Genomic DNA, 21853 nt, shown 5'->3' with positions numbered 1-21853 from the left:
GCTCCCTCGCCACAAAAATCACCGGTATCGAGCGATAGCTCTATAGCCAATAGGTCACCGCATACCAGCCCAGGCTACCCATCACCACGGTATAAGGCAGCGCCATCCAGACCATGCGGCCATAGGACAGGCGAACCAGCGGGGCAATGGCCGACGTCAGCAGGAACAGGAACGCCGCCTGGCCGTTGGGCGTGGCGACGCTGGGCAGGTTGGTGCCGGTGTTGATGGCGACCGCCAGGGTCTCGAACTGCTCGCGGCTCATGTGGCCGGCAACAAAGGCCTGTTTCACTTCGGTGATATAGATGGTGGCGACGAAGACGTTGTCGCTGATGGCCGACAACAGGCCATTGGCGATGAACAGCATGCCGGGCTGCTGATCGGCCGGCAGGGCCAGGACCCATTGGATCAGCGGTGTAAACAGCTGCTGGTCATGAATGACCGCGACCACCGCAAAGAACACCACCAGCAGCGCAGTGAACGGCATGGCGTCCTTGAATGAGCTGCCGAGTCGGTGCTCGTCAGTGATTCCGGTAAAGGCGGTGATCAGGACGATCACTGCCAGGCCGATCAGGCCGACCTCGGCAATGTGCAGGGCCAGGGCGACGATCAGGAGCAGCGCCGCGAGGCCCTGGACGATGAGGGCAGCACGCTGGCGTGCGGTGCGCTCACGGTTGTCTTCCTCGGCATAATCGGCCAATACCGCCCGGACATTATCTGGCAGCAGCGTGCCATAGCCGAACCAGCGCAGTTTCTCCAGCACCACGCAAGTCGCCAGCCCGGCCACGAGCACCGGTAGCGACACTGGCGCGACCTTGATGAAGAAGTCGACGAAGTGCCAGCCCATTTCATGGCCGATCAGCAGGTTCTGCGGCTCGCCCACCAAGGTGCATACGCCGCCCAACGCGGTGCCCACGGCGCCATGCATCAGCAGGCTGCGCAGGAAGGCCCGGAACTGTTCCAGGTCCTGATGGTGCAGTGACGGCAGGTTATGGTCTTCATCTACGCTGCTGTCCTGGCGCGGGTCATTGCCCGAGGCCACGCGATGGTACACCGCATAGAAACCCACCGCGGCGCTGATAATCACCGCCGTCACGGTCAGCGCATCGAGGAATGCCGACAGGAACGCCGAGAGGAAGCAGAACATCAAGGCCAATACCGCCTTGGACCGCACACCCAACAGCAGGCGCGAGAACAGGAACAGCAGCAGGTCCTTCATGAAGTAGATACCGGCCACCATGAACATCAACAACAGGATGACCGGGAAGTTGTGGACCAGTTCGTCGTATAGCGCTTTTGGCGTGGTCATGCCCAGCGCCACGGCTTGCAGGACCAACAGCCCGCCAGGCATCAGCGGGTAGCATTTCAAGGCCATGGCCAGCGTGAAAATGAACTCCAGGACCAGCATCCAACCGGCGACGACCGGGCCCAGCGTAAAGAACGCCAACGCATTGAGAATCAGGAAAATGATGATGCACGCTTTGTACCAGCGTGGAGAATGCCCCAGGAAGTTGTGCGCAAAAGCTTGAGCCATTTGACCGGACATTGGCTGCTCCTTTTATTTAGAAGCGCGCAACTTGCCGTAAGCCATGAGGAATATCAAGCGTAGGACTTGTTACCGCTAGCCGAAAGGTCGGAAATCAGGCGCTGTACCGCGTCAACACGGCCCTGGAGGTGCCCTGTAATGAATGCCCACCCACCAGTATTTTTTCGTCGGCCTGCACCGCCACGGCCGTCGCGGTATCGAGGCTGTAACCCAGTCGGGTGCGCAGCCAACCCTGGCCCTGGCCGAACGCCGGATCAAGATTGCCGTCCGGCAGGTGTCGAGCCAGGATGAAGTCGGCGTCGATGCCGCCGATGGTTGCGCCGGCCGTCACGACTTTTCCATCTGCCTGCAGCTGGGCGGCCGTCCACTGGCTGGCATGGTTGCCGATTGCCAGGAGGCGGCATTGGTTTTCGGCGTTGTCCGGCGTCGGTTGGCCGTCCCTGGGAATGCACACCGACAGACAATGCTTGGGGTCGCGACTGCCGCCAAAAGCATGCAGATCGCCGTTGGCGTTTTCAACGACCTGGCTGACCATCACGCTGCGTCCCTGGGCCGTGAAGGACAGGAAACCGCCGTCGCCGAAGCGCTCGTCGAGTTGGCCGCAGGCGTCGTAGCGAGCCATCAGGCCGCGCTGGGGCCAATCGATGGCACCGCCTACGACGATGTGGCCGTCGGCCTGCAGGGCCAGGCAGCTCAGCCAGCTGTTTTTCAACAATCGCCGAACCATCACGAAACCACGATGGTTGAACGAGTCATCCAATGAGCCGTCCGGCAATAATCGAATCAACACGCCAACGTGATCGGACGTCCGGAAGTGATGGTTGGCCAGGATGAATATCCTGCCATCGGCCTGTACGCGCATGTCACAGGCTTCGACCCCAGACACGCCGGGCGGTAGCCAAGGATCGCGCATGCCCTGGGAAAGGTTGCCGCAAAGTCGCACGACTTGTCGCCCGGCATCGCCAAAACCATGGACGGCATGACCGTGGGGATCGAACAGCGCCAGGGCAGGGAGGGTATTGTCGGCGCTTTCGTAGTGCAGGCCGGATAACAGGATATTACCGTCGCGCAGCTCGGTGACCTTGCCCGCGGTGGCTACGCAGCCCGGCGCAAACGCGTCGATCACGTAGCCGTTGATGCCAAAGTCCCTGTCGATCATGCCGTTCGGGGTAAGCCGGGCAAGACCGAAACGACTGCCTTGAGCGGTCATGACCCGCGCCGCCAATAAAATTCGGCCGGCATGGTCAACGGCCAATCCGGTGGTGAGTGTCGAGGTATTTCCTGGAAAACGAACCCAGGCTTTACCACCGTCGGCAAAGCCTGTATCGAGGCACCCGGCCTGAGCCCGGGGTATAGGGAGTGCAAATGCGGATTGAACGGGCATGCGTGGCTCTCCTTGCGCATCGACCGGCCTGGATAAAGAGGCGGTGTTAGCATGAGAGCAACATTCAATCCATGAAACAGACAGTGCACAACTGTCAGGTCCTGCAGGCACGAAGACTATTCGTGCCTGAACAATGGCTTTGCAATCCAATGCCAAGCCGGCAAATAAACAACCGGCTTGTCAGGGCATTATTCAGGCATGGACCACGATTGCAGCTTGTAACCTTCCTGGCTCAACTCGGCACGGGCCTGCTTCAACAGGTCGGCAAGTTGCGCCGGGTCCGTATAGGCACTGCTGGGGATCTGGGTCCGGCCGATGTGGGTGTTGGTGCGGTCGATGACGGTCAGGCTCAGTTCGCCGTTACCGTCTTGTGGGGCCCAGGCCACGCATTGGAAAGGACGGAATGCGCGGTCGGCAATCAAAAGAGCTTCGTTGATACGGAGCGGGGCGTTCATGGCGTTATCTCTCAATAGTGCCCAATCAAATGATCTGCCGTCGGTTGGGCGTACCGTGCGGCTGGTTACTTGTACTGATGTCCCGAACCCGGGAGCAGGTCACACAATCGATGAATAAATTTCGATTTTCTTTCAGACCAGGCTTTCGGACTTTTGTTTGAAAGGGGGATGAAAGATTCGCCGCGAGGTGAACTAACGAAACGCCCGCTTATAACCGGTTCTCTGATGTCCTGATAACTAATCGATACAAGCAAGTGTCAAGTTCTTGCTACTGTTACATGCAGGTTCGCCAAACGCCTGTTTCTAATCATATTTCCTTATTTTGGCGCCAAGGATCAGTCGTGATTGAAACCAGTGCGTTGCGTCGTCTGCTCGTGGTCGATCCCTGCGATGATTGCTATCGCCTGTTACCGGGCCTGCGCGAAATCGGTTGGGACGTCGACAGCTGCTCCCTGGAACACGCCAGCGACCGGACGTGTGACGTCGGCTTGTTGCGCCTGCAGCCTTTTCACCTGGAGCGTCCCGAGGCCGTCAAGGAATTGATTCGCCGCAGCGGCGCCGAGTGGATCGCCGTCCTCAGTCAGGAAGTGCTGCGCCTGCAAAACGTCGGCGATTTTGTCTGCGAATGGTTTTTTGACTTCCATACCTTGCCGTTCGATGTCTCCCGCGTCCAGGTGACATTGGGCCGGGCGTTCGGCATGGCGCGGTTGAGGGGGCGGGGCGCGGTTCACATCAATCAGCCTGAACATGAGCTGCTGGGCGACAGCAAGCCGATTCGCGAACTGCGCAAATTATTGGGCAAGCTGGCCCCCGCCGAGTCGCCGGTATTGATTCGTGGTGAAAGCGGCACGGGCAAGGAGCTGGTCGCGCGCACCCTGCATTGCCAATCGCACCGGCGTAACAAGCCGTTCATTGCCATAAATTGTGGCGCGATCCCCGAGCACCTGATCCAGTCCGAGCTGTTCGGCCACGAGAAGGGTGCTTTCACCGGCGCTCATCAACGCAAGATCGGACGGATCGAAGCCGCTCATGGCGGCACGTTGTTTCTCGATGAGATCGGCGATCTGCCGTTGGAGCTGCAGGCCAACCTGCTGCGCTTTTTGCAGGAAAAGCACATCGAGCGTGTAGGCGGCAGCCAACCGATTGCCGTCGATGTGAGGGTGCTGGCGGCGACGCATGTCGACCTGGAGGCGGCCATCGAGCATCGGCGTTTTCGTGAGGACCTGTATTACCGCCTCAACGTCTTGCAGGTGGTCATGGCACCGCTGCGCGAACGCCATGGCGACCTGTCGATGCTGGCCAGCCACTTTGCCCATTTCTACAGCCACGAAACCGGTCGCCGGCCGCGCAGTTTCAGCGAGGACGCGCTAGTAGCGATGGGCATGCACGACTGGCCCGGCAATGTGCGGGAGCTGGCCAACCGCGTCCGTCGCGGCCTGGTGCTGGCCGAAGGGCGGCAGATCGAGGCCCGCGACCTTGGCCTTGTAGGCCAGCAGGGCGTCGCCGCACCGATGGGTACCCTGGAAGACTACAAGACCCGCGCCGAGCGCCAGGCGTTGAGCGATGTGCTCAACCGCCACAGCGATAACCTCAGCGTGGCGGCCCGCGTGCTGGGCGTGTCGCGGCCGACGTTCTATCGGTTGTTGCACAAGCATCAGATTCGTTAGAGCCGCGCCTGCGCAAAACCTGTGGGAGCGAGCTTGCTCGCGATAGCGGTCCTCCAGTCAACATTAATGCTGGCTGAGAGGGCTTCATCGCGAGCAAGCTCGCTCCCACATGGGACCTGCCTTAAAAGTAATACGGCAATTTCAGGCTGAAGGTGAAGTCCGGCGCATCGTCGGTCAGCCCGATGGACAGGTTGGGCACGATGGTCAGGTTGTCGCTGGCGGCCACCGTCATGCCGATGTTGAAGTATCCGGCGTTGGCGTCGCTGGAGACCACCGATTCCCAGTCCCCGCCGTCCTGCTTGAGCTTGCTTTTCTTCTGGATCAGGTCCGAGACCGAGAACGACATGCTCATCTTCTCGTTCAAGGCAAAGGCGATGCCGGCGCCGATCTGGAAGCTGTCGCCGATACGCACCTTGCCTGGCACTTCCTGGTTGACGGTGGAACTGATGTCGTCGAACGACTCTTCGAAGTTGTGGGTGTAGGACAGGCTGCCGAACAGTACTGCCGGGTCGAAGGTCTTGACCAGGGATATCCCGGGCGTGATCGACCACACGCCGTTACCGGTGGGCAGGTCTTCCGGCACGAACAGGTTGGTGTTGGCCTGGGACTGGCGCAGCTTGATGCCGAACGGGTCCTTGCCGGTGGGTGCCTTGACGCGCAGGGTCACCACCGCGTCCGGGCTGTTGACCGATTCATCCATGAACTTGTACGCAATGCCGAAATTGACGTCGCCTATCGTGGGGTCGCGGGTCACCGTTTCTTCGCTGGTGACGCCGGCCGCGCCCTGGTTGGCGCCACCGGACTGGTAGGTGGACTCGCGGTAGATCACCGGCACGTTGAGGTCGAACTGCCAGCGATTGTCGAAGTTGTAGCGACCGGTAAGGTCCAGGGTCCAGGTGTCCGCCTTGATCCGGTCGAGGTTGATGTTGCCCAGGAAAATCGAATCCAGGGCCAGGAAGCCGTTGAGGATCAGTTGCCGGGTGTCGTAGCGCGAGTAGGTCACGCCGGTTTCGAAGCTGAATTTGCCGCCGCCGAAAAAGCCGCTGGCTTCGTCATACAGGTTGGAGACGCTCTGGGCCGGTTGCGAGTCGTCAGCCAGGGACTGCCCGTAGCCGCTGCCACCCGCCGTTGCCGCGCCGCTGCCGGCCACGCCTTGGTTGCCTTTCATGTCGGCGGGAGATTTGGCCAGGCGCTTGGGCGGCGGGGCGGCGGGTTGATCCTCAACCTGGCGGACTCGCTGTTCGAGTACCGCCAGGGCTTTTTGCTGGACCTCGTAGCGTTGCTTGAGCTCGAGAAGTTCTTGCTTCAGGGCCTCGATGTCCGCGTCGGGTGCCGCTTGCAGCACGGTCGCCGGAAACATCGTGCTTAAACACATCACAGCGCGCAACGATACGGATCGATACATGAAATATGCCGTCCCTAGTTAGCCCAATGATCGGAGATCAGCGTAGTTCAATATCCGAGGTTTCGAAGGCCACGCAGCTGCGTCAGGTTGCAGTCCAATGCCCCGGCGCTGGGGCCGTTGCTGTTCAGCACCACGTTGAGCTGGGTCATGTTGTTGACCAGGTTGCCGTTGCCCAGCAGGCGGGTGTTTTGCAGCAAGCCGCCCTGGGCCACCTGTTGCAGGGTGCTCCCCTGGTTGTGGTTGGCCTGGATTGCCATCTGCACGCCGCTGCCGGTGGCGGTGACCGCCACGCTGCCGGCGGCGTTGCTGCCGCTGATGGTCTGGCCTTTGTCGAGCAATTGGCCTTGGGCGGGCGCCAGGGCAGGTGCCTGGCTGCTTTCTTTCACGTTGATGCTGACATCGTTGTACGCGCTGTTGCTGTCGCCCGCGGCGCGCACGCTCTGGGTTACGCCCTGGCCCGAGCCGAGACCGGCGCCGCCGGTGATCGTGCCGCCACCCTGTTCCGGGGCGCTGCCGTTGCCGATCTGCTTGATCGTGGAGACGTAGAACTGCGGTTTGACCGTTGCAGCCTGGATCTGCATGGAACTGGAAGCGCCGATCAGGTCGCCACTGGCGTTGCGCCAGGTGCTGCTCATGACGATGCCAAAACTGATGACTCGTCCGGGCATGACGTAGCGACCGCGCAGCTCGGCGAGCTCCTGGTCCTGGACTTCGATGGGTTTGAAACCGGCGTGGGCAAGACCCGACGTCGTTGCGGCCAGGCAGGCCAGCGTGAGCCAGTATGAGCGTTTCATCTGTTGCTCCCGGAGCGTCCTGCTCCTTTTGTATTTTTATTGGCAGTTGTTCGGCGATTAGAAAAAGTCGCTCTGGATGAAGCCGAAATCCATCAGTTCCGCGTCCTTGACCGGATTAAAACCGTCCAGCTTGTTGCGCGCTGTCAGAGGTTGCGGAGGGCTGCGCAAGGCGTTGGTCTTGTCATAGCCGGGGCCGACGATGGCGAAGACAATGCCGTTCCAGCCTTTTACGAATTCGTCATGGGCGTAGCGTTTGTGGCCAAGCACCGGGTCGGCGATATACACCCATCGCTTGTCCGCCCGCTGCAATACCACGAAGTGCTTGTAGCCACGAATTTCCATCAGGACCACGACCGGGATCGTCACCGCGGCGAGTTTTTCCGGTGGTATCCGATAGCCGCGGGCGCGCATGCCGATGGTTTCCACGTAGCGCTTCATGTCCAGCATGGAAAAACCCTGGGTGCGGACCAGATCCTGGTCGGCATTGACCAGCATGCCCTTGATGACATGTTCTTCGTCGACGTCCAGCCAATAGGCCTGGCGCAACACAGTGGCCAGCGCCGCGGCGCCACAACTGAAATCGGTCTTCTGCTCGACGATGTCGCTGAACTTGCGCTCGCGTACGCTTTGCACGGGTTTGTACACCAGCATGCCGCCAGGCAGGGCGGCGACCGGCATCTGCGCGGCTTCGGTCAAGCCGGCAAGCAAAACCAATAGGCAAAGGGCAGTTGCACGCATGGTCGATACGCCTAGTGATACCCAGGGAAAAGCCCCTGTGGGAGCGGGCCTGATCGCGATAGCAGTGTGTCAGGCAACACAAAGGTCACTGATCCAATGCCTTCGCGAGCAGGGCTCGCTCCCACAGTGGTACTTTTTTACATGCAAGCCTTGCAGCCGGCAGCGATCGACAGCGAGTTGCTTTGCTGGTTGCCCACGCCCGCCGACACGTTGGCGCCGCCGTTACCGGAGAAGCCGTTCATGGAGTTGGTCATGGTGGCGTTGTTGTAGACCGGATTTTTCCAGCCGTCGCGAGTCAGCACCTGTTGGGTATTGCTGCCGGCAAGTTCGAAAGTGCCCACGGCGGAGAACTTGAACTTGTCGTCATCGTGACCACCACCGTAACCGCCCTTGTTGCCCCAGCCGCCGTCATCCTCGACGGTACCGGTGCCTTTGGCCTTGAAGGTGCCGGAAGCCTCAGAGGTGCTGGTGAGGGTGTCGGTCTTGTAGGTCCGCACGCCTTTGTTGTCGACGACAAGGCCGGTGGACGACTGGTCGGCCGCGGCGGAAGCCTGGGCGACACGACCGCCCGATACGGCGATGGCCAGGTTGTTTTTCTGCTGGTTGAAGTTGCCGGCGGTCACGTTGATGCCGATGTTGCCGGAGCCGTTGTTGCCCGCGCTGGTGAGCGAGGCGTTGTTCTGCGTCGAGTTGTTCTTCACATAGTTGTTGTTATTGACTTGTGTGGCGCTGGACGCTGCGACAGCCGAGCCGAAGATGAAGCTTTCGTCGGCGGTGGCCAGGGCGGCGGCATTGTCTTGCTGGTTGCCGTCGCCGGCGGCGATGTTGGCGCCCATGTTGCCGTTGCTGCCGTTGAGCGAATCAGTGGCTTCAGCGGTGTTGCGGGTGGCCTGGTTGGTCACCACGTTGCCATCGCTGTTCTGCTCGTCCAGCACCGTGGCCCCAGCGCCGGCGCTGATGGACAGCAATTGATCCAGCGTTGGCCCTTGAGGGCCGTGGTTGCCATGACCGTTGCCGTGGCCGTTACCGTTTCCGCCGGCCTGCGCAGCCATTGCCATGACAGCGGCGAGAGCGAAAACCAATGGTTTGAGCGCCATTGTAGGTTTCATGGTGTTTCTCCTTGCGTGTCGTTGGTTAAGTGTCGGTACGTTCTTATCCACTGCGCCGGGTCAGTCTGCGACCCGGATGCTCAGGGTGTTGGCCATGCGGTTCCCCACCCCGGCACTCTGGTTCACCTGGATCACCCCTCGGCTGCCGGTGAAGGCCTGGTCGCTGGTGGCGACCTGGCGACTGCCGGTTGGGGTGTCAGTTGCTCCCGAGTTCGGTACCAGCGCCACGTTCTGTTGGGAAAGGGCACTGTCGTCCATGCTCTGCGGGTGGGCGCTGATACCCACTCGCATGACATTGGCCATCTGGTTGTTGGCCCCGGCGGACTGGTTGACGCCCAGCACGCCGTTGCCGTTGGTGAAAGAATTGCCGCCGATACGCGCGCTCGCGTTCATCGACGGGTTGGCCGGCGTATCGAGGCGCTGGTGCACGACGGTGCTTGCGTGGGCATCGGTGCCGATGGCGATGGCGCGGGTGTTGGTCTGCTGCGTCTGGTCGCCGGCCGCCTGGTTGACGTTGAAATTACCGGTGTAACGACCGCCGGAATTTTCCAGGTCGGCCTGGTTGACCACCGCCACGCCCGGGGCGGCGAGCACGGTGGAGCTGCCGAGCAGGGCAACCATGAGCCAGGTTGGATTCATCTCACTGGCCTCCCGCCAACCGACCCAGAGGGGCCAGGCCGGAACTCAGCGAGCGGTTGATGGTGCCCGAGATGGCGCCACCGCTGCCGCCACCGTGGCCGGCACTCATGCCCGGCATCCCGTTGGGGTTGGTCACGACATTGACGCCCTGCACGCCGGTGTTCGGGGTGATGGTGTTGCGGATTGTCGAGCCGCTGGCGACACCGGCAAATTCGCTGTCGCTGAGCTCGGTACTGGCGGTCGCCTGGTTGATCCGGACGGACGGATTGGCATTGACGGTGGTCGGGTAGGGGTCTTTGCCGCCATTGCGACCGAAATGAACCGGTTGCACGTCACGGTCGAGTACGATGACACCGTTACCCTCGGCCTGCACCGGTAAGCTGAGCGTCGCACCGGCGGCGCAGCCAATCACTAACAGACAGGTCAAGCTTCTGTTGAAAGTCCCCATGACATCATTTCCTTGTTCACTGGACGCTGGCCCTAGTCAGCGTTGCGAAGGGAAAGAGCAGGTGTTGTGCCGGATTCTGGAAAACCAATGGATTCAATGGATTGGCTGATGGGTAAGGTTTCCATGGCGAAACCTGTTTCATCGTTGAGACAGCCTCATGGGCTGCAAAGGGCCATCTGCTGTCGTTTGGCTATGATTTGAGCCCTGGGGCACGGTGTTTCAGTGACTTGACAGTCAGGGCCGGAACGCCGCGAGGTGGCCCTGGATCCGGGTTTGAGGCAGTCGTGATGTTTCAGGGATGAAACATCATCGAGCCTGGAGGAGCTGCGAAACCGCTGCAAACACCTGCTCGCGCCGCTGCGCCCAGTCGCCCTCGACTTTGAGGAACGCTTGCCGATGGCGCATCAGCCAGTGCTCGATCGCCTCGAAAAACGCCAGCCGTTCCGTCAGCGCTGGCTGGCAGCGCAGGCCATCGCCGACCCATTCGACCTGCTCGGGGCTGAGCAGCAGATGCAAATCGTAATGGCGCGCCAGTAAGGCGGGTTCGAGCCAATCCGGGCAATCATCGAACAGGGTCTGGCTCCAGAGGATATTGCTCAACAGATGGGTATCGAGGATCAGCAGCGCCGGCTGCCGGGCGCGAGCCGCGTCTTCCCAGGCGAGTTGCCCGGTGGCGATATCGGTGATGTCGGCCAGGCAGGTATCACGCTGGGTTTGCTCCATGAAGTGGCGCACGTATTCGTCCACCCGCAAACCACCGAAATGCGCCTGCAGTTGCCCGGCCAGCCAGCTCTTGCCGCTGGATTCCGGGCCGGTCAGTACCACTACTTTCATGTGCGCAGGGCCGGGTCGGCGCGCCATTCCCGCCAGCCTTGCACCGCCAGCAGAGTGAACAGCGCATAAAGCGCGGCGGTCAGGTACAGGCCCTTGTAGACGAACAGGCCGACAAAAATCACATCCAGGACGATCCACAGCGGCCAGCACTGCACACGCTTTTGCGCCATCCACCACTGGGCCACCAGGCTGAAACCGGTCAGCGCCGCGTCGAGCCAGGGTTGGGCGGCGTCGGTCCAATGCGCCATGGCCGCCCCGAGCATCAGACTGCCCGTCGCACCGATGGCGAGGCTGAGCAGCACTGAGGGCGTACCCAGGTACGTCACCTGCCGACCATGGTGATTGTGTCCGGCGCGGGTCCACTGCCACCAGCCATACAGTTGCAGGACGGCGTAGACCATCTGCAAGAGCATGTCGGAGTACAACTTCACGTCGAAGAAGAACCAGCTGTACAGCAGCACCATGACCAGGCCGATCGGCCAGCACCAGGGATTCTGCTTGACGGTCAACCAGACAGCGATCACGCCGAGGGCTGCGGCAAACAGTTCAAGCCCGGACATGGCGGTTCCTTGGGGAAGACGAAGAGGGCGGGGATTGTAAACGTTATGGCGGGCGGAGCTCCAATCCTGGTGCTGGCTGTGCTACCGCCTTCGCGAGCAGGCTCGCTCCCACAGGGGATTTGCGGTGGGCACTAAATCCAGGGCCAACACAAAAACCAATGTGGGAGCGAGCCTGCTCGCGAAGGCGGCGGGTCAGCTTGTATCAGTGCTGAATGTGCTATTGCATTCGCGAGCAGGCTCGCTCCCACAGGGCGTTTTGTGGTGGGCACCAAATCTGGGGCCAACACAAACCCCTGTGGGACCACCAGCCTCAGACCCGAAACTGCTTGAGCAGGCCGTTCAGTTGTTCGCTCAGGCCTTTGAGGCGGGCGCTTGCCACGCTGGACTGTTCCGCGGCCATGGCGGTGCTGTGGGACAGCCCGGCAGCCTGGGTGACATTCTGGTTGATGTCTTCCACCACATGCGCCTGTTGCAGGGTGGCGCTGGCGATGGAGGCGTTCAGGCTGTTGAGGTTGCGCAGGGCCTGGCCGATGGCGTTGAGGCTGGCGCCGGCCAGTCCGGCCTGCTCGATGGTCAGTTGCGAGGCACGGCTGCTGTCGCTGATGACTTTCACCGCGGCTTCGGAATGATTTTGCAGGCGTTCGATCATCGCCTGGATCTCAGCGGTGGACTTCTGCGTACGCTGGGCCAGCAGGCGCACCTCGTCGGCCACAACGGCAAAACCGCGACCTTGCTCGCCGGCGCGGGCGGCTTCAATGGCGGCGTTGAGCGCCAGCAGGTTGGTCTGCTCGGCAATCGAGCGGATCACTTCCAGCACGCTGCCGATCTGGGTGCTTTCGCTGGCCAGGGTGCGGATCACTTCCACGGCCTGGTCGATGGTCTGGGAGAGCCGGTCGATCTGCTGCAGGCTGCCGTCGATGTTCACCTGGCCCTGCTGGGCCTGGGATTCGGCGTCGCGCATTTCGCTGGCGGCGTGTTCGGCATTCTTCGCCACATCCTGCACGCCATAAGTCACTTCGTTGATGGCGGTGGCCACCAGCTCCATCTGTTGCGATTGCTGCTGGCTGCGCTGCTGGGCCTGGGCGGCGTCGTTGCCCAGGTCGCTGGACGATTGCCCCAACTCGCTGGCTGAGACCTGCAACTGACCCACCACCTGGCGCAGCTTGGCGGTGAAGGCATTGAAGTGCCTGGCCAATTGCGTGACTTCGTCCTGGCCATGGGTATCGAGGGTGCGAGTCAGGTCACTCTCGCCGCTGGCGATGTTGGCCATGGCATTGACTGTCTCCTGCAAGGGCCGGACGATGCTGCGTACAATCAGGGTCAACAGCAGGCCCATGAACAAGGTGATCGCCAAGCCGATCAAGGAAGCCTTGATCAACTGGGACTGGAATTCCGCCTGTACATCATCCACGTACACGCCCGAACCGATGATCCAGCCCCAAGGCTCGAACAGCTTCACATAGGACGTTTTCCCCACCGGTGCCTCGGCGCCCGGCTTGGGCCAAAGGTAATCGACCATGCCGGCGCCCTTGGCCTTGGCGATGGTGACCATTTCGTTGAACAGGGCAAAACCGTTCGGATCGCGGATGGCCGAAAGGTTCTGCCCTTCAAGTTTCGGGTTGGTCGGGTGCATGACCATGACCGGCGCCAGGTCATTGATCCAGAAGTAGTCATTGTGGTCATAACGCAGGCCGCGCACCGCGCTGAGCGCCTGCTTCTGCGCCGCCTCGCGCGTCAGGGTACCGGCGGTCTCCAGGCCATGGTAATAGCTCAGTACGCCGCTGGCGGTCTGCACTACATGTTGGGTTTTCTGCACCTTGGCCTGATACAGATCGATGTGGATCTGCTTTAGCATGAACGCGCCCAGCGTGAACAACATCACGATGGCCACGACCAGGATGAGCCACAGGCGTCGGCTGATCGATACACTGCGCAAGCTATTCATACGCTGTCACTCCGGTTTTTATTCTTGTCATTAACGACGGCGGCACTTTAACGCTCGACGTCTACGCGCGATTGACCTGGGTCATAACGCGGCAGCGTTATCAGGGCTTGTCTGATAGGATTTCGGCCCCGCAGCGCAAAACCTGAGTCGCTTCTGATTTTTCATTGGTTTTTTTTGCAAGGTCGCGGTTATCGTGCAGCCGCTGCGTGCACCTGCGTAACATTTGAATAGCGACAAGGCCTGAAACGACAGGCTTTTTTGGGGGATGAATGGATTTGTGGACGGCCTTTTCGGCATTGATTCTTGGCGTGGTAGAAGGGCTGACGGAGTTCCTGCCGATTTCCAGTACGGGGCACCAGATCGTCGTCGCCGACTTGCTCGAATTCGGTGGGGAACGCTCGATGGCGTTCAACATCATCATCCAGCTCGGTGCGATCCTGGCGGTGGTCTGGGAGTTTCGGCGCAAGATCTTCGACGTGGTGCTGGGCCTGCCGACCCAGCCCGGCGCTCGCCGATTTACCGCCAACCTGCTGATCGCGTTTTTCCCTGCCGTGATACTGGGCGTACTGCTTGCCGACTGGATCCACCATTACCTGTTCAACCCGATCACGGTCGCCACCGCACTGGTATTGGGTGGTCTGGTGATGCTCTGGGCCGAGAGGCGCCAGCACAGGGTGCATGCCGAAACCGTGGATGACATGACCTGGAAGGATGCGCTGAAAGTCGGCCTGGCCCAGTGCATCGCGATGATTCCCGGCACATCTCGCTCCGGCGCAACCATCATTGGCGGCCTGCTGTTCGGCCTGTCGCGCAAGACCGCCACCGAATTCTCGTTCTTCCTGGCCATGCCAACCATGGTCGGCGCGGCGGTCTACTCGGGTTATAAATACCGCGAGCTGTTTGTCCCGGCGGATTTCCCGGTGTTTGCCATCGGTTTCATCACCGCGTTCATCTTCGCCATGATCGCGGTCAAGGGCCTGCTGCGCTTCATCGCCAGCCACAGTTATGCGGTGTTCGCCTGGTACCGGATTGCGTTCGGCCTGTTGATCCTGGCGACTTGGCAATTCGGCTGGGTCGACTGGACGGCTGCCCAGCCTTGAACGAATCGGCCAGGCGAGTCGCACGTAACACCGGCGGGGCCGTGCAGAACCTGCGCCTCAAGTTGACGGTATTTGCGATTCTTTGCGCGTTGCCGCTTTTTGGCTCGCTGCTGCTCGGATTGCGGGGCGAGTCGTGGGTGCCCACGACGGCTTACGGAGTCGTCAGTGCCGTGGCGTTCCTGCTTTACTGGAGCGACAAGCGCAAGGCACGCGCCGATGCCTGGCGCACGCCGGAGAACATCCTGCACGCGGTCGAACTCGCCGGTGGCTGGCCAGGCGCACTGCTGGCCCAGCAGATGTTTCGCCACAAGACCCGCAAAGTGTCGTTTCAAGTGGTGTTCTGGTTCATCGTGGTGTTGCACCAGGGATTCTGGATCGACAGTTGTTCCTGGGTGGCCATCTGTTGGCGTTGTTCTGATCGGTATGCGTTCCCTGTGGGAGCGAGCTTGCTCGCGATGACGCCGGTACATCCAACATCTTCACTGGCTGTGGCACCGCTATCGCGAGCAAGCTCGCTCCCACATTGGTATGCAGCGGCTGCAACCCGGCTGAGCCGCTACAGCAACAACCCAACCTGCGTGCGCTTGGGCAACTTGCTGACCACCAGCTGATGGGAACGCCGCAACAAACTGCGCAGCTCCTCATCGCCCAGCGGGTAGGGCGCTTGCATGATGACCCATTGGGCCCTGGCCAGGTACGGCGCCGGATGAATGCCGGGGCGGTCGCAATGGCCGAGAAACAGGTCCTTGTCGACCTTGAACGCCAACGAATCCCCCCGCAGGTTCTGCAAGGCGAACATCTTGTTGCCGGCGATCGAGAATACTCGCACGCCGCCCCATTTATAGTCTTCCCGGGCGCCCGGCAAGCCCAGGCAGAATTGCGCGACGTCCCCTTCGCTCAAGCTCATATCGTCCTGTCTCCACATTGTGCAAAAGCTTCCACCAGATGATCGATCCACGCACGCACCGCCGGCAGCATGCCGCGCCGGTGAGGATAGACCGCCTGGAGCCAGCCATCCGGTGATGACCATCCAGGCAACAGCTCCACCAGTCGACCGTCGCGCAGTTCTTCTTCGCAATACATGCTCGGCAACAGGGTAAAGCCCAGACCTGTCAGGGTGCAGGCGCGGCGCACGATAAAGTCGTCGATGCCCAGGCGCGCCTCCAGGGCCAGCTCGACGCTTTGCCCTGCGGTACTGAGCAGGCGCACATGCACCAGACGGTCCGCCTCCAGCGCTCCCAGCACCGGCAATTGCCTGAGGTCGTCCGGAGTTTCGATCCGCCTTCCTTCAATGAGCACCGGGCTGGCAACCAGGGTCAGGCGGGCCTGGCGCAAGCGCCGGGTCATCAGCAGCGGGTCTTCGTCGCCCAGGTCACGGACGCGCAACGCCACGTCGATGCCCTCGCTGATCAGATCCACGCGCCGGTTGAGCAGGATCATCTCCAACTGCACCTGCGGATATTTTGCCAGGAAGCTTTCGATGATCACCGGCAGGAACTGGTGCGCCAGGCCCACCGGGCTCGACACCCGCAAACGCCCACGGGGCTCGCTGGACATGCTCGCCACCGCTTCGTCGGCCATCTCCGCTTCCAGCAACATGGCCTGGCAATGACGCAGGTAACGTTCACCCACGGCGGTCAGCTTCAACTGGCGGGTGGTGCGTTGCAGCAGTCGGGCGTCAAGGCGCTCTTCGAGCTCGGCGATTCGCCGTGACAAGCGTGACTTGGGGATACCCAGCAAGCGCCCGGCGGCCGCGAAGCCACCGGCTTCAACCACCTTGGCAAAGTAATACAGGTCATTAAGGTCTTGCATGTCGAATCGATTGTCCTGTCAGTGGAACGAACCATCACATTCTTGCAGACTTATCTCGGATTGGCTTCATCGATAGGATTGTTCTCAATTGATCGCCTGGTTGCGATCCACACTTGGAGAGCATTCACATGAAACTGTTGCACATCGATTCGAGCATCCTCGGCGACAACTCCGCTTCGCGCCAACTGAGCCGTGAACTGGTGCAAGCCTGGAAAGCCGCCGAGCCAGCTATCAACGTCACCTATCGTGACCTGGCCGCTGACGCCATCAGCCATTTTTCCGCGCAGACCCTGGTCGCTGCCGGCACCAGCGCCGAATTGCGCGATGCCGCTCAACAGCACGAAGCTGACCTCAGCGCGTCGACCCTGGCCGAGTTCCTCGCCGCCGACGCGGTGGTGATCGCAGCACCGATGTACAACTTCAGCATCCCGACCCAACTCAAAGCCTGGATCGACCGTATCGCCGTGGCCGGCCAGACCTTCCGCTACACCGAAGCCGGCCCGGAAGGCCTGTGTGGCGACAAGAAGCTGGTCATCGTTTCCACCTCGGGCGGCCTGCACGCCGGTCAACCGAGCAGTGTGGGGCATGAACAATACCTGAGGTTGATGTTCGGTTTTCTCGGCATCACCGACATCGAATTTGTTCGCGCAGAAGGCCTGGCTTACGGTGACGACATGCGCACCAAGGCCATCAGCGAGGCCAAGCTGCAGATCAGCCAGCAGTTCGCCGCTGCGTAAGGCTTGCATCGAGGCATCAAGCTCTACGGGCAACCTCCGGAAAACCCTGTATTCTCGTCGTCATCGGATGGCTGGGGTGCAGGGTTTTCCTGCATTTGGCGCTGGGAAACATGGCGCAGGTCGTGCATGGCCGGAGCGGCGAGCGACGTGGCTCCTGGTGGGTGGGTGAAGGTGGACTATTCGATGATGCGTCTTGGTGCGCTGCTGCTGTTTTGCTGGGTGAGCGGTCTCGGTTCGGTGCAGGCCGCGCCGGCGCCACATCCGCATTGGAGCGCGGGCTTTCATGAGCTGGATTTTCCTGATCCGCTGGACCACCAGCCGATGCATGCCATCGCGTTTTACCCCTCCACCGCGAAGGAGCAATCCAGTCTGTTGGGCGGCTATCAGATCGATGCGGCGGCGGATGCACAGATCGCCATCGGGCGGTTTCCGCTGCTGATGCTGTCCCACGGCAATACCGGCACGCCGCTGGCCCTGCACGATCTGGCCACGTCGCTGGCCCGCAAGGGCTTCGTCGTGGTGGCGGTGATTCACCCCGGCGATAACGCCCAGGATCACAGCCGGCTCGGTACGCTGAGCAACTTGTACGGGCGGCCGATCCAGATATCCGAAGCCATCACCGCGACGCTGAACGACCCGATGCTGGCGCCCTTCGTCAACGCCGGGCAGGTGGGGGTGATCGGCTATTCGGCCGGTGGCGAAACCGCGTTGATCCTGTCTGGGGCCACGCCGGACCTCAATCGCCTGCGCCGTTATTGCCAGGAGCGACCGGATGACCGTGACGCCTGCAATACCCAGGGTGAGCTGATTGCCGACCGTGATGACCTGTATCCGGTGGCCGATCCCAGGGTCCGCGCGCTGTTGCTGATGGCGCCGTTGAGTTTGAAGTTCGGTCGGCACACGTTGGCCGATGTCCATGTGCCGGTGCTGCTCTATAGCGGCGACGGCGACAAACTGGTGGCTTTCGACAAGAACGCCGCGGCCCTGGCGCGCAAGCTGCCTACCGCGCCGGATTTCAAGACGTTGGCCGGGGCCGGACACTTTGTTTTCATGGCGCCCTGTACGGACGAGCAGATCGCGGCGATGCCAGCGCTGTGCACCGATGCCGACGGCGTTGATCGCAAGGACATCCACCGCACCATGATCACCGAAGCCAGTCGCTTCTTCAGCCAGGCACTGGGAAAGCCGACCCGTGCGGGCCTGCGGACCGCCGATCAGTGATGCGGGCTTTCGGCTCGCCGACGCAACACGAGCGTCAGGCCCAGGCCGATGATCGACAGCAGGGCGGCGAAGAAAAAGATCGACGAATAGCCAAGGTTCAATGCCACCGCGCCCATCAACGGTCCGGCAATCGCCAGTGCCAGGTCAAAGAACACCGCATAGGCACTCAAGCCGGCGCCGCGGCTGCTGTTGGGCACCTGCTTGATGGCCTCCACGCCCAGCGCCGGGTACACCAGCGACAACCCGAAGCCCGCCAGCCCCGCGCCGACCAAGGCGAATGCGGTGGAGGGCGCCAGCCACAGCAGCACCAGGCCCAGGGTCTCGATGCTCATGCAGACAATGGCCGAACTGAAGCCACCGAAACGGGCGATGCTGGAGATGAACAGCAACCGTGACAGGATGAAGCAGATGCCGAAAACGGTCAGGCACCAGGCGGCGCCGGTCCAGCCTCGGCTGAGGTAGAACAGGGTGATGAAGGTAGTCAGGGTGCCATAGCCGATCGAGGCCAGGCACAGGCTCGTCCCGAACGGTGCAATGCGTCCGAACACGGCCCAGAAGGGCAGGCGCTCGCCGCGAACGACCGGCACCGAGGGTTTGTTGCGAATCAGCAGCAATGCGCCGCCGGCCAATAACGACAAGGCGATGCCCAGGCTGGCGAAGCCCAGGCCGCCGACCATGACCACCCCCAGCGGTGCGCCGATGGCGATGGCACCATAGGAAGCGATGCCGTTCCAGGAGATCGAACGGGCGGTGTGCTCCACGCCGACCTGTCCCATGCACCAGCTGATGGTACCGACGCCGATCAGGCCTTGGGCGACCCCGAGCAGCAAACGCCCGGCAATCAGGATCACCAGGCTGGGCAACGGAAAGCTTTGCAGCAGCGTCGACAACAGCGTTAGCACGCCACTGAGCAGGATGCCCACCAGGCCGTAGACGATCGCCCGCTTGGTGCCGACATTGTCCGACAGTCGCCCGGCCATGGGCCGGCTGAGCAAGGTCGCCAGATACTGTGAGCCAATGGTCAGCCCGGCCACCACCGCGCTGAAGCCCAGTTGCTCATGGACATACCCAGGCAACACGGCAATCGGCAGGCCGATGCAGAGGAAGGCGATAAAGGTATAAAAAACGATGGAGACGATCTGCAAGGTGATCGACAGGGAACTGGGGGCGGGCTGGGGCGTTGGCATGGCGGCTCGTTCGCGGGCAGCGGTAAGAGTGCTTCATCATGGCGCGTGCGGGGGAGAAAAGGAAGCAGGCTAACGGTTTGTCCCGCTGGAGATTGCATAGCCTCTTCGCGAGCAGGCTCGCTCCACCTTGATCCGGTGTTGCCCGACCTCATGGTTGGCACAAACCCTCTGTGGGAGCGAGCCTGCTCGCGAAGGCGGTGTGTCAGGCAGTCAGATGCCGACAGCGATGGCCTCTTCGCGAGCAGGCTCGCTCCCACAGGGTGTTGTGTTTGCTGTAGGAATGAAAAAGCCCCGTCACATGGACAGGGCTTTTACTTGCAGCTTTCAGCTTGAAGCTTGCAGTTGTTTTAGAACAACACGCCCTGGCTGCGCAGGTAGTCGTCATAGGTGCCGCTGAAGTCGACCACGCCGTCGGCGCTGAGCTCGATGATGCGGGTTGCCAGGGACGATACGAACTCACGGTCGTGGCTGACGAAGATCAACGTGCCCGGATAGTTTTCCAGCGCCAGGTTCAGCGCTTCGATGGATTCCATGTCCAGGTGGTTGGTCGGTTCGTCCATCACCAGCACGTTCGGCTTTTGCAGGATCAGCTTGCCGAACAGCATGCGGCCTTGTTCACCACCGGAGATGACCTTGACCGACTTGAGGATCTCGTCGTTGGAAAACAGCATGCGGCCCAAGGTGCCACGAACCAGCTGCTCGCCACCCTGGGTCCACTGGCCCATCCAGTCGAACAGGTTGACGTCATCCTCGAAGTCATGGGCGTGGTCCTGGGCGTAGTAGCCCAGTTCCGCGGCATCGGTCCATTTCACGGTACCGGCGTCCGGTTCCAGTTCATTGACCAGGGTGCGCAGCAAGGTGGTCTTGCCGATGCCGTTCGGGCCAATGATCGCCACGCGCTCGCCGGCTTCGACGGTGAAGCTGAAATCCTTGAACAGCGGCTTGCCGTCGAAGCCCTTGGCCATGCGTTCGACAATGACCGCCTGGCGGTGCAGCTTCTTGGTCTGCTCGAAACGGATGAACGGACTGACGCGGCTCGATGGCTTGACCTCGGCCAGCTGGATCTTGTCGATCTGCTTGGCGCGGGAGGTGGCCTGCTTGGCTTTCGAGGCGTTGGCCGAGAAACGGCTGACGAACGACTGCAGTTCGGAAATCTGTGCTTTCTTCTTGGCGTTGTCCGACAGCAGTTGCTCGCGGGACTGGGTCGCCACGGTCATGTACTCGTCGTAGTTGCCCGGGAACAGGCGCAGCTCGCCGTAGTCCAGGTCCGCCATGTGGGTGCAGACACTGTTCAGGAAGTGACGGTCGTGGGAGATGATGATCATCAGGCTCGAACGCTGGGTCAGTACGTTTTCCAGCCAGCGGATGGTGTTGATATCCAGGTGGTTGGTCGGCTCGTCGAGCAGCAGCACTTCCGGGTCGGAGAACAGCGCCTGGGCCAGCAGCACACGCAGTTTCCAGCCTGGCGACACTTCGCTCATCGGACCGAAATGCTGCTCGATGCCAATCCCCAGGCCCAACAGCAGTTCACCGGCGCGAGATTCGGCGGTGTAGCCGTCCATCTCGGCAAATTCGGTTTCCAGCTCAGCCACGGCCATGCCGTCTTCTTCGGTCATTTCCGGCAGCGAATAGATGCGGTCGCGCTCGGCCTTGACCTTCCACAGCTCTTCGTGACCCATGATCACGGTGTCGATCACGGTGAATTCTTCGTAGGCGAACTGATCCTGGCGAAGTTTACCCAGGCGCACGTTCGGCTCGAGCATCACCTGGCCGCCGGACGGCTCGAGGTCGCCGCCGAGGATTTTCATGAAGGTCGACTTGCCGCAACCGTTGGCGCCGATCAGGCCGTAGCGGTTACCCGCGCCGAACTTGACAGAGACGTTTTCGAACAGTGGCTTGGCGCCGAACTGCATCGTGATGTTAGCTGTAGAGATCAAAGGTTTATCCTGCGGAACATTCAGAGTAGCTAAGGGTGCGGCAGTACCTGTTCAGTACCTGTTTGCGCAAGTCCCGACCGCGCAAGCGGCTTGGCGATCACTGGCGCAAGGGTCCATCCGGCATATAGAGGACAGCTGCATACGGAGCGCCTGGCCCGAGTGGATATGCGCCGAAGCCGGGATTGCCGGTGTCAGCCAGAGGGGGCGCTTGATAGTTGGCGGCGATTGTACTGATCTGGCCGCGTTAACGATAGGGTGTAACCCAGGCAAGACAGTTTTTCACAACGCAGGGATAACTTTAAATCGGCAACTGTGGCGAAAATGCCATCTCACTCTAC

20 protein-coding genes and 1 pseudogene are annotated in these 21853 nt (G+C 61.3%); 5 read left to right on the top strand and 16 right to left on the bottom strand.

Annotated elements, in window-relative coordinates; all coding sequences use genetic code 11:
- Positions 1-40: 40 nt before the first annotated feature.
- From nhaB to J3P91_RS15580, 3 genes are all read right to left on the bottom strand, one after another.
- Positions 41-1543 carry a sodium/proton antiporter NhaB gene (nhaB, locus tag J3P91_RS15590; protein WP_434600970.1) on the bottom strand — a complete coding sequence of 501 codons (1503 nt, stop codon included), beginning with the start codon at positions 1541-1543 and terminating at the stop codon, positions 41-43.
- A 94-nt stretch (positions 1544-1637) separates the two neighbouring features.
- Positions 1638-2927, bottom strand: coding sequence for a hypothetical protein (locus tag J3P91_RS15585; protein ID WP_434600969.1), 1290 nt, complete (start codon positions 2925-2927; stop codon positions 1638-1640).
- A 188-nt stretch (positions 2928-3115) separates the two neighbouring features.
- Complete coding sequence (locus J3P91_RS15580; protein ID WP_030142711.1) at positions 3116-3382, bottom strand: hypothetical protein; 267 nt, start codon at positions 3380-3382, stop codon at positions 3116-3118.
- Positions 3383-3723: 341 nt separating this feature from the next.
- Here J3P91_RS15580 and J3P91_RS15575 point away from each other — a divergent pair, with 341 nt between their 5' ends.
- A complete protein-coding gene (locus J3P91_RS15575; RefSeq protein WP_434573840.1) occupies positions 3724-5049 on the top strand; it encodes a sigma 54-interacting transcriptional regulator in 1326 nt (441 codons plus the stop codon).
- Positions 5050-5170: 121 nt separating this feature from the next.
- Here J3P91_RS15575 and J3P91_RS15570 read toward each other — a convergent pair whose 3' ends face one another.
- From J3P91_RS15570 to J3P91_RS15530, 9 genes are all read right to left on the bottom strand, one after another.
- Complete coding sequence (locus J3P91_RS15570; RefSeq protein ID WP_434573842.1) at positions 5171-6454, bottom strand: hypothetical protein; 1284 nt, start codon at positions 6452-6454, stop codon at positions 5171-5173.
- A gap of 47 nt (positions 6455-6501) precedes the next feature.
- Complete coding sequence (locus J3P91_RS15565) at positions 6502-7248, bottom strand: hypothetical protein (RefSeq protein ID WP_434600968.1); 747 nt, start codon at positions 7246-7248, stop codon at positions 6502-6504.
- 57 nt (positions 7249-7305) lie between these two features.
- Entirely contained in the window at positions 7306-7986 is a 681-nt protein-coding gene (locus J3P91_RS15560; RefSeq protein WP_434600967.1) for a C39 family peptidase, read from the bottom strand.
- Between the two features lie 137 nt (positions 7987-8123).
- The gene (locus J3P91_RS15555; protein ID WP_305500678.1) at positions 8124-9095 is read right to left on the bottom strand and encodes a heme utilization protein; all 972 of its coding nucleotides are present in this window, start codon (positions 9093-9095) and stop codon (positions 8124-8126) included.
- Between the two features lie 60 nt (positions 9096-9155).
- Positions 9156-9734 (bottom strand): adhesin, encoded by a 579-nt coding sequence (locus J3P91_RS15550; RefSeq protein ID WP_434600966.1) that lies wholly within the window; start codon positions 9732-9734, stop codon positions 9156-9158.
- Between the two features lies 1 nt (position 9735).
- Positions 9736-10182: a hypothetical protein gene (locus tag J3P91_RS15545; RefSeq protein ID WP_434600965.1), complete on the bottom strand. Its 447-nt coding sequence runs from the start codon at positions 10180-10182 to the stop codon at positions 9736-9738.
- Between the two features lie 306 nt (positions 10183-10488).
- Entirely contained in the window at positions 10489-11016 is a 528-nt protein-coding gene (locus J3P91_RS15540) for an AAA family ATPase (RefSeq protein WP_434600964.1), read from the bottom strand.
- Entirely contained in the window at positions 11013-11576 is a 564-nt protein-coding gene (gene pnuC / locus J3P91_RS15535; RefSeq protein ID WP_305500684.1) for a nicotinamide riboside transporter PnuC, read from the bottom strand. The genes J3P91_RS15540 and pnuC overlap by 4 nt, the downstream gene beginning before the upstream one ends.
- A gap of 310 nt (positions 11577-11886) precedes the next feature.
- The gene (locus J3P91_RS15530; RefSeq protein WP_434600963.1) at positions 11887-13521 is read right to left on the bottom strand and encodes a methyl-accepting chemotaxis protein; all 1635 of its coding nucleotides are present in this window, start codon (positions 13519-13521) and stop codon (positions 11887-11889) included.
- A 269-nt stretch (positions 13522-13790) separates the two neighbouring features.
- On the opposite strand from J3P91_RS15530, the gene J3P91_RS15525 reads away from it, so the two are divergent.
- Both J3P91_RS15525 and J3P91_RS15520 read left to right on the top strand, forming a co-directional pair.
- On the top strand, positions 13791-14621 hold the full coding sequence (locus J3P91_RS15525; RefSeq protein ID WP_434600962.1) for an undecaprenyl-diphosphate phosphatase: 831 nt from the start codon (positions 13791-13793) through the stop codon (positions 14619-14621).
- A pseudogene (locus J3P91_RS15520) lies at positions 14618-15039 on the top strand (DUF1294 domain-containing protein). The gene J3P91_RS15525 and the pseudogene J3P91_RS15520 overlap by 4 nt, the downstream one beginning before the upstream one ends.
- Positions 15040-15177: 138 nt before the next feature.
- On the opposite strand, the gene J3P91_RS15515 reads toward J3P91_RS15520, so the two are convergent.
- A complete protein-coding gene (locus tag J3P91_RS15515) occupies positions 15178-15528 on the bottom strand; it encodes an MmcQ/YjbR family DNA-binding protein (protein ID WP_434600961.1) in 351 nt (116 codons plus the stop codon).
- Positions 15525-16433 (bottom strand): LysR substrate-binding domain-containing protein, encoded by a 909-nt coding sequence (locus J3P91_RS15510; RefSeq protein WP_434600960.1) that lies wholly within the window; start codon positions 16431-16433, stop codon positions 15525-15527. Before J3P91_RS15510 ends, J3P91_RS15515 begins: the two co-directional genes overlap by 4 nt.
- Positions 16434-16561: 128 nt before the next feature.
- Between J3P91_RS15510 and J3P91_RS15505 the strand changes: the two genes are divergently transcribed.
- Complete coding sequence (locus J3P91_RS15505) at positions 16562-17170, top strand: FMN-dependent NADH-azoreductase (protein WP_305500692.1); 609 nt, start codon at positions 16562-16564, stop codon at positions 17168-17170.
- Positions 17171-17353: 183 nt separating this feature from the next.
- Positions 17354-18391: an alpha/beta hydrolase family protein gene (locus J3P91_RS15500; RefSeq protein ID WP_434573861.1), complete on the top strand. Its 1038-nt coding sequence runs from the start codon at positions 17354-17356 to the stop codon at positions 18389-18391.
- On the opposite strand, the gene J3P91_RS15495 is transcribed toward J3P91_RS15500, so the two are convergent.
- The gene (locus J3P91_RS15495; protein WP_434600959.1) at positions 18385-19578 is read right to left on the bottom strand and encodes an MFS transporter; all 1194 of its coding nucleotides are present in this window, start codon (positions 19576-19578) and stop codon (positions 18385-18387) included. The two genes, J3P91_RS15500 and J3P91_RS15495, sit on opposite strands and share 7 nt — an antisense overlap.
- Positions 19579-19925: 347 nt before the next feature.
- Positions 19926-21515 (bottom strand): ABC-F family ATPase, encoded by a 1590-nt coding sequence (locus tag J3P91_RS15490; protein ID WP_215005954.1) that lies wholly within the window; start codon positions 21513-21515, stop codon positions 19926-19928.
- Between the last annotated feature and the right edge of the window lie 338 nt (positions 21516-21853).

Origin of the sequence: Pseudomonas sp. Z4-7 (genome assembly GCF_051131965.1) — a bacterium.
In the GTDB taxonomy this organism is placed as follows: domain Bacteria; phylum Pseudomonadota; class Gammaproteobacteria; order Pseudomonadales; family Pseudomonadaceae; genus Aquipseudomonas.
This window is presented reverse-complemented; position numbering and strand designations above follow the sequence as displayed.

What these genes read in the sequence shown, in the direction of transcription:
- nhaB (WP_434600970.1), bottom strand. Translation starts at nt 1,543, where the DNA reads ATGTCCGGTCAAATGGCTCAAGCTTTTGCGCACAACTTCCTGGGGCAT.
- J3P91_RS15585 (WP_434600969.1), bottom strand. Translation starts at nt 2,927, where the DNA reads ATGCCCGTTCAATCCGCATTTGCACTCCCTATACCCCGGGCTCAGGCC.
- J3P91_RS15580 (WP_030142711.1), bottom strand. Translation starts at nt 3,382, where the DNA reads ATGAACGCCCCGCTCCGTATCAACGAAGCTCTTTTGATTGCCGACCGC.
- J3P91_RS15570 (WP_434573842.1), bottom strand. Translation starts at nt 6,454, where the DNA reads ATGTATCGATCCGTATCGTTGCGCGCTGTGATGTGTTTAAGCACGATG.
- J3P91_RS15565 (WP_434600968.1), bottom strand. Translation starts at nt 7,248, where the DNA reads ATGAAACGCTCATACTGGCTCACGCTGGCCTGCCTGGCCGCAACGACG.
- J3P91_RS15560 (WP_434600967.1), bottom strand. Translation starts at nt 7,986, where the DNA reads ATGCGTGCAACTGCCCTTTGCCTATTGGTTTTGCTTGCCGGCTTGACC.
- J3P91_RS15555 (WP_305500678.1), bottom strand. Translation starts at nt 9,095, where the DNA reads ATGAAACCTACAATGGCGCTCAAACCATTGGTTTTCGCTCTCGCCGCT.
- J3P91_RS15550 (WP_434600966.1), bottom strand. Translation starts at nt 9,734, where the DNA reads ATGAATCCAACCTGGCTCATGGTTGCCCTGCTCGGCAGCTCCACCGTG.
- J3P91_RS15545 (WP_434600965.1), bottom strand. Translation starts at nt 10,182, where the DNA reads ATGGGGACTTTCAACAGAAGCTTGACCTGTCTGTTAGTGATTGGCTGC.
- J3P91_RS15540 (WP_434600964.1), bottom strand. Translation starts at nt 11,016, where the DNA reads ATGAAAGTAGTGGTACTGACCGGCCCGGAATCCAGCGGCAAGAGCTGG.
- pnuC (WP_305500684.1), bottom strand. Translation starts at nt 11,576, where the DNA reads ATGTCCGGGCTTGAACTGTTTGCCGCAGCCCTCGGCGTGATCGCTGTC.
- J3P91_RS15530 (WP_434600963.1), bottom strand. Translation starts at nt 13,521, where the DNA reads ATGAATAGCTTGCGCAGTGTATCGATCAGCCGACGCCTGTGGCTCATC.
- J3P91_RS15525 (WP_434600962.1), top strand. Translation starts at nt 13,791, where the DNA reads ATGGATTTGTGGACGGCCTTTTCGGCATTGATTCTTGGCGTGGTAGAA.
- J3P91_RS15515 (WP_434600961.1), bottom strand. Translation starts at nt 15,528, where the DNA reads ATGAGCTTGAGCGAAGGGGACGTCGCGCAATTCTGCCTGGGCTTGCCG.
- J3P91_RS15510 (WP_434600960.1), bottom strand. Translation starts at nt 16,433, where the DNA reads ATGCAAGACCTTAATGACCTGTATTACTTTGCCAAGGTGGTTGAAGCC.
- J3P91_RS15505 (WP_305500692.1), top strand. Translation starts at nt 16,562, where the DNA reads ATGAAACTGTTGCACATCGATTCGAGCATCCTCGGCGACAACTCCGCT.
- J3P91_RS15500 (WP_434573861.1), top strand. Translation starts at nt 17,354, where the DNA reads ATGATGCGTCTTGGTGCGCTGCTGCTGTTTTGCTGGGTGAGCGGTCTC.
- J3P91_RS15495 (WP_434600959.1), bottom strand. Translation starts at nt 19,578, where the DNA reads ATGCCAACGCCCCAGCCCGCCCCCAGTTCCCTGTCGATCACCTTGCAG.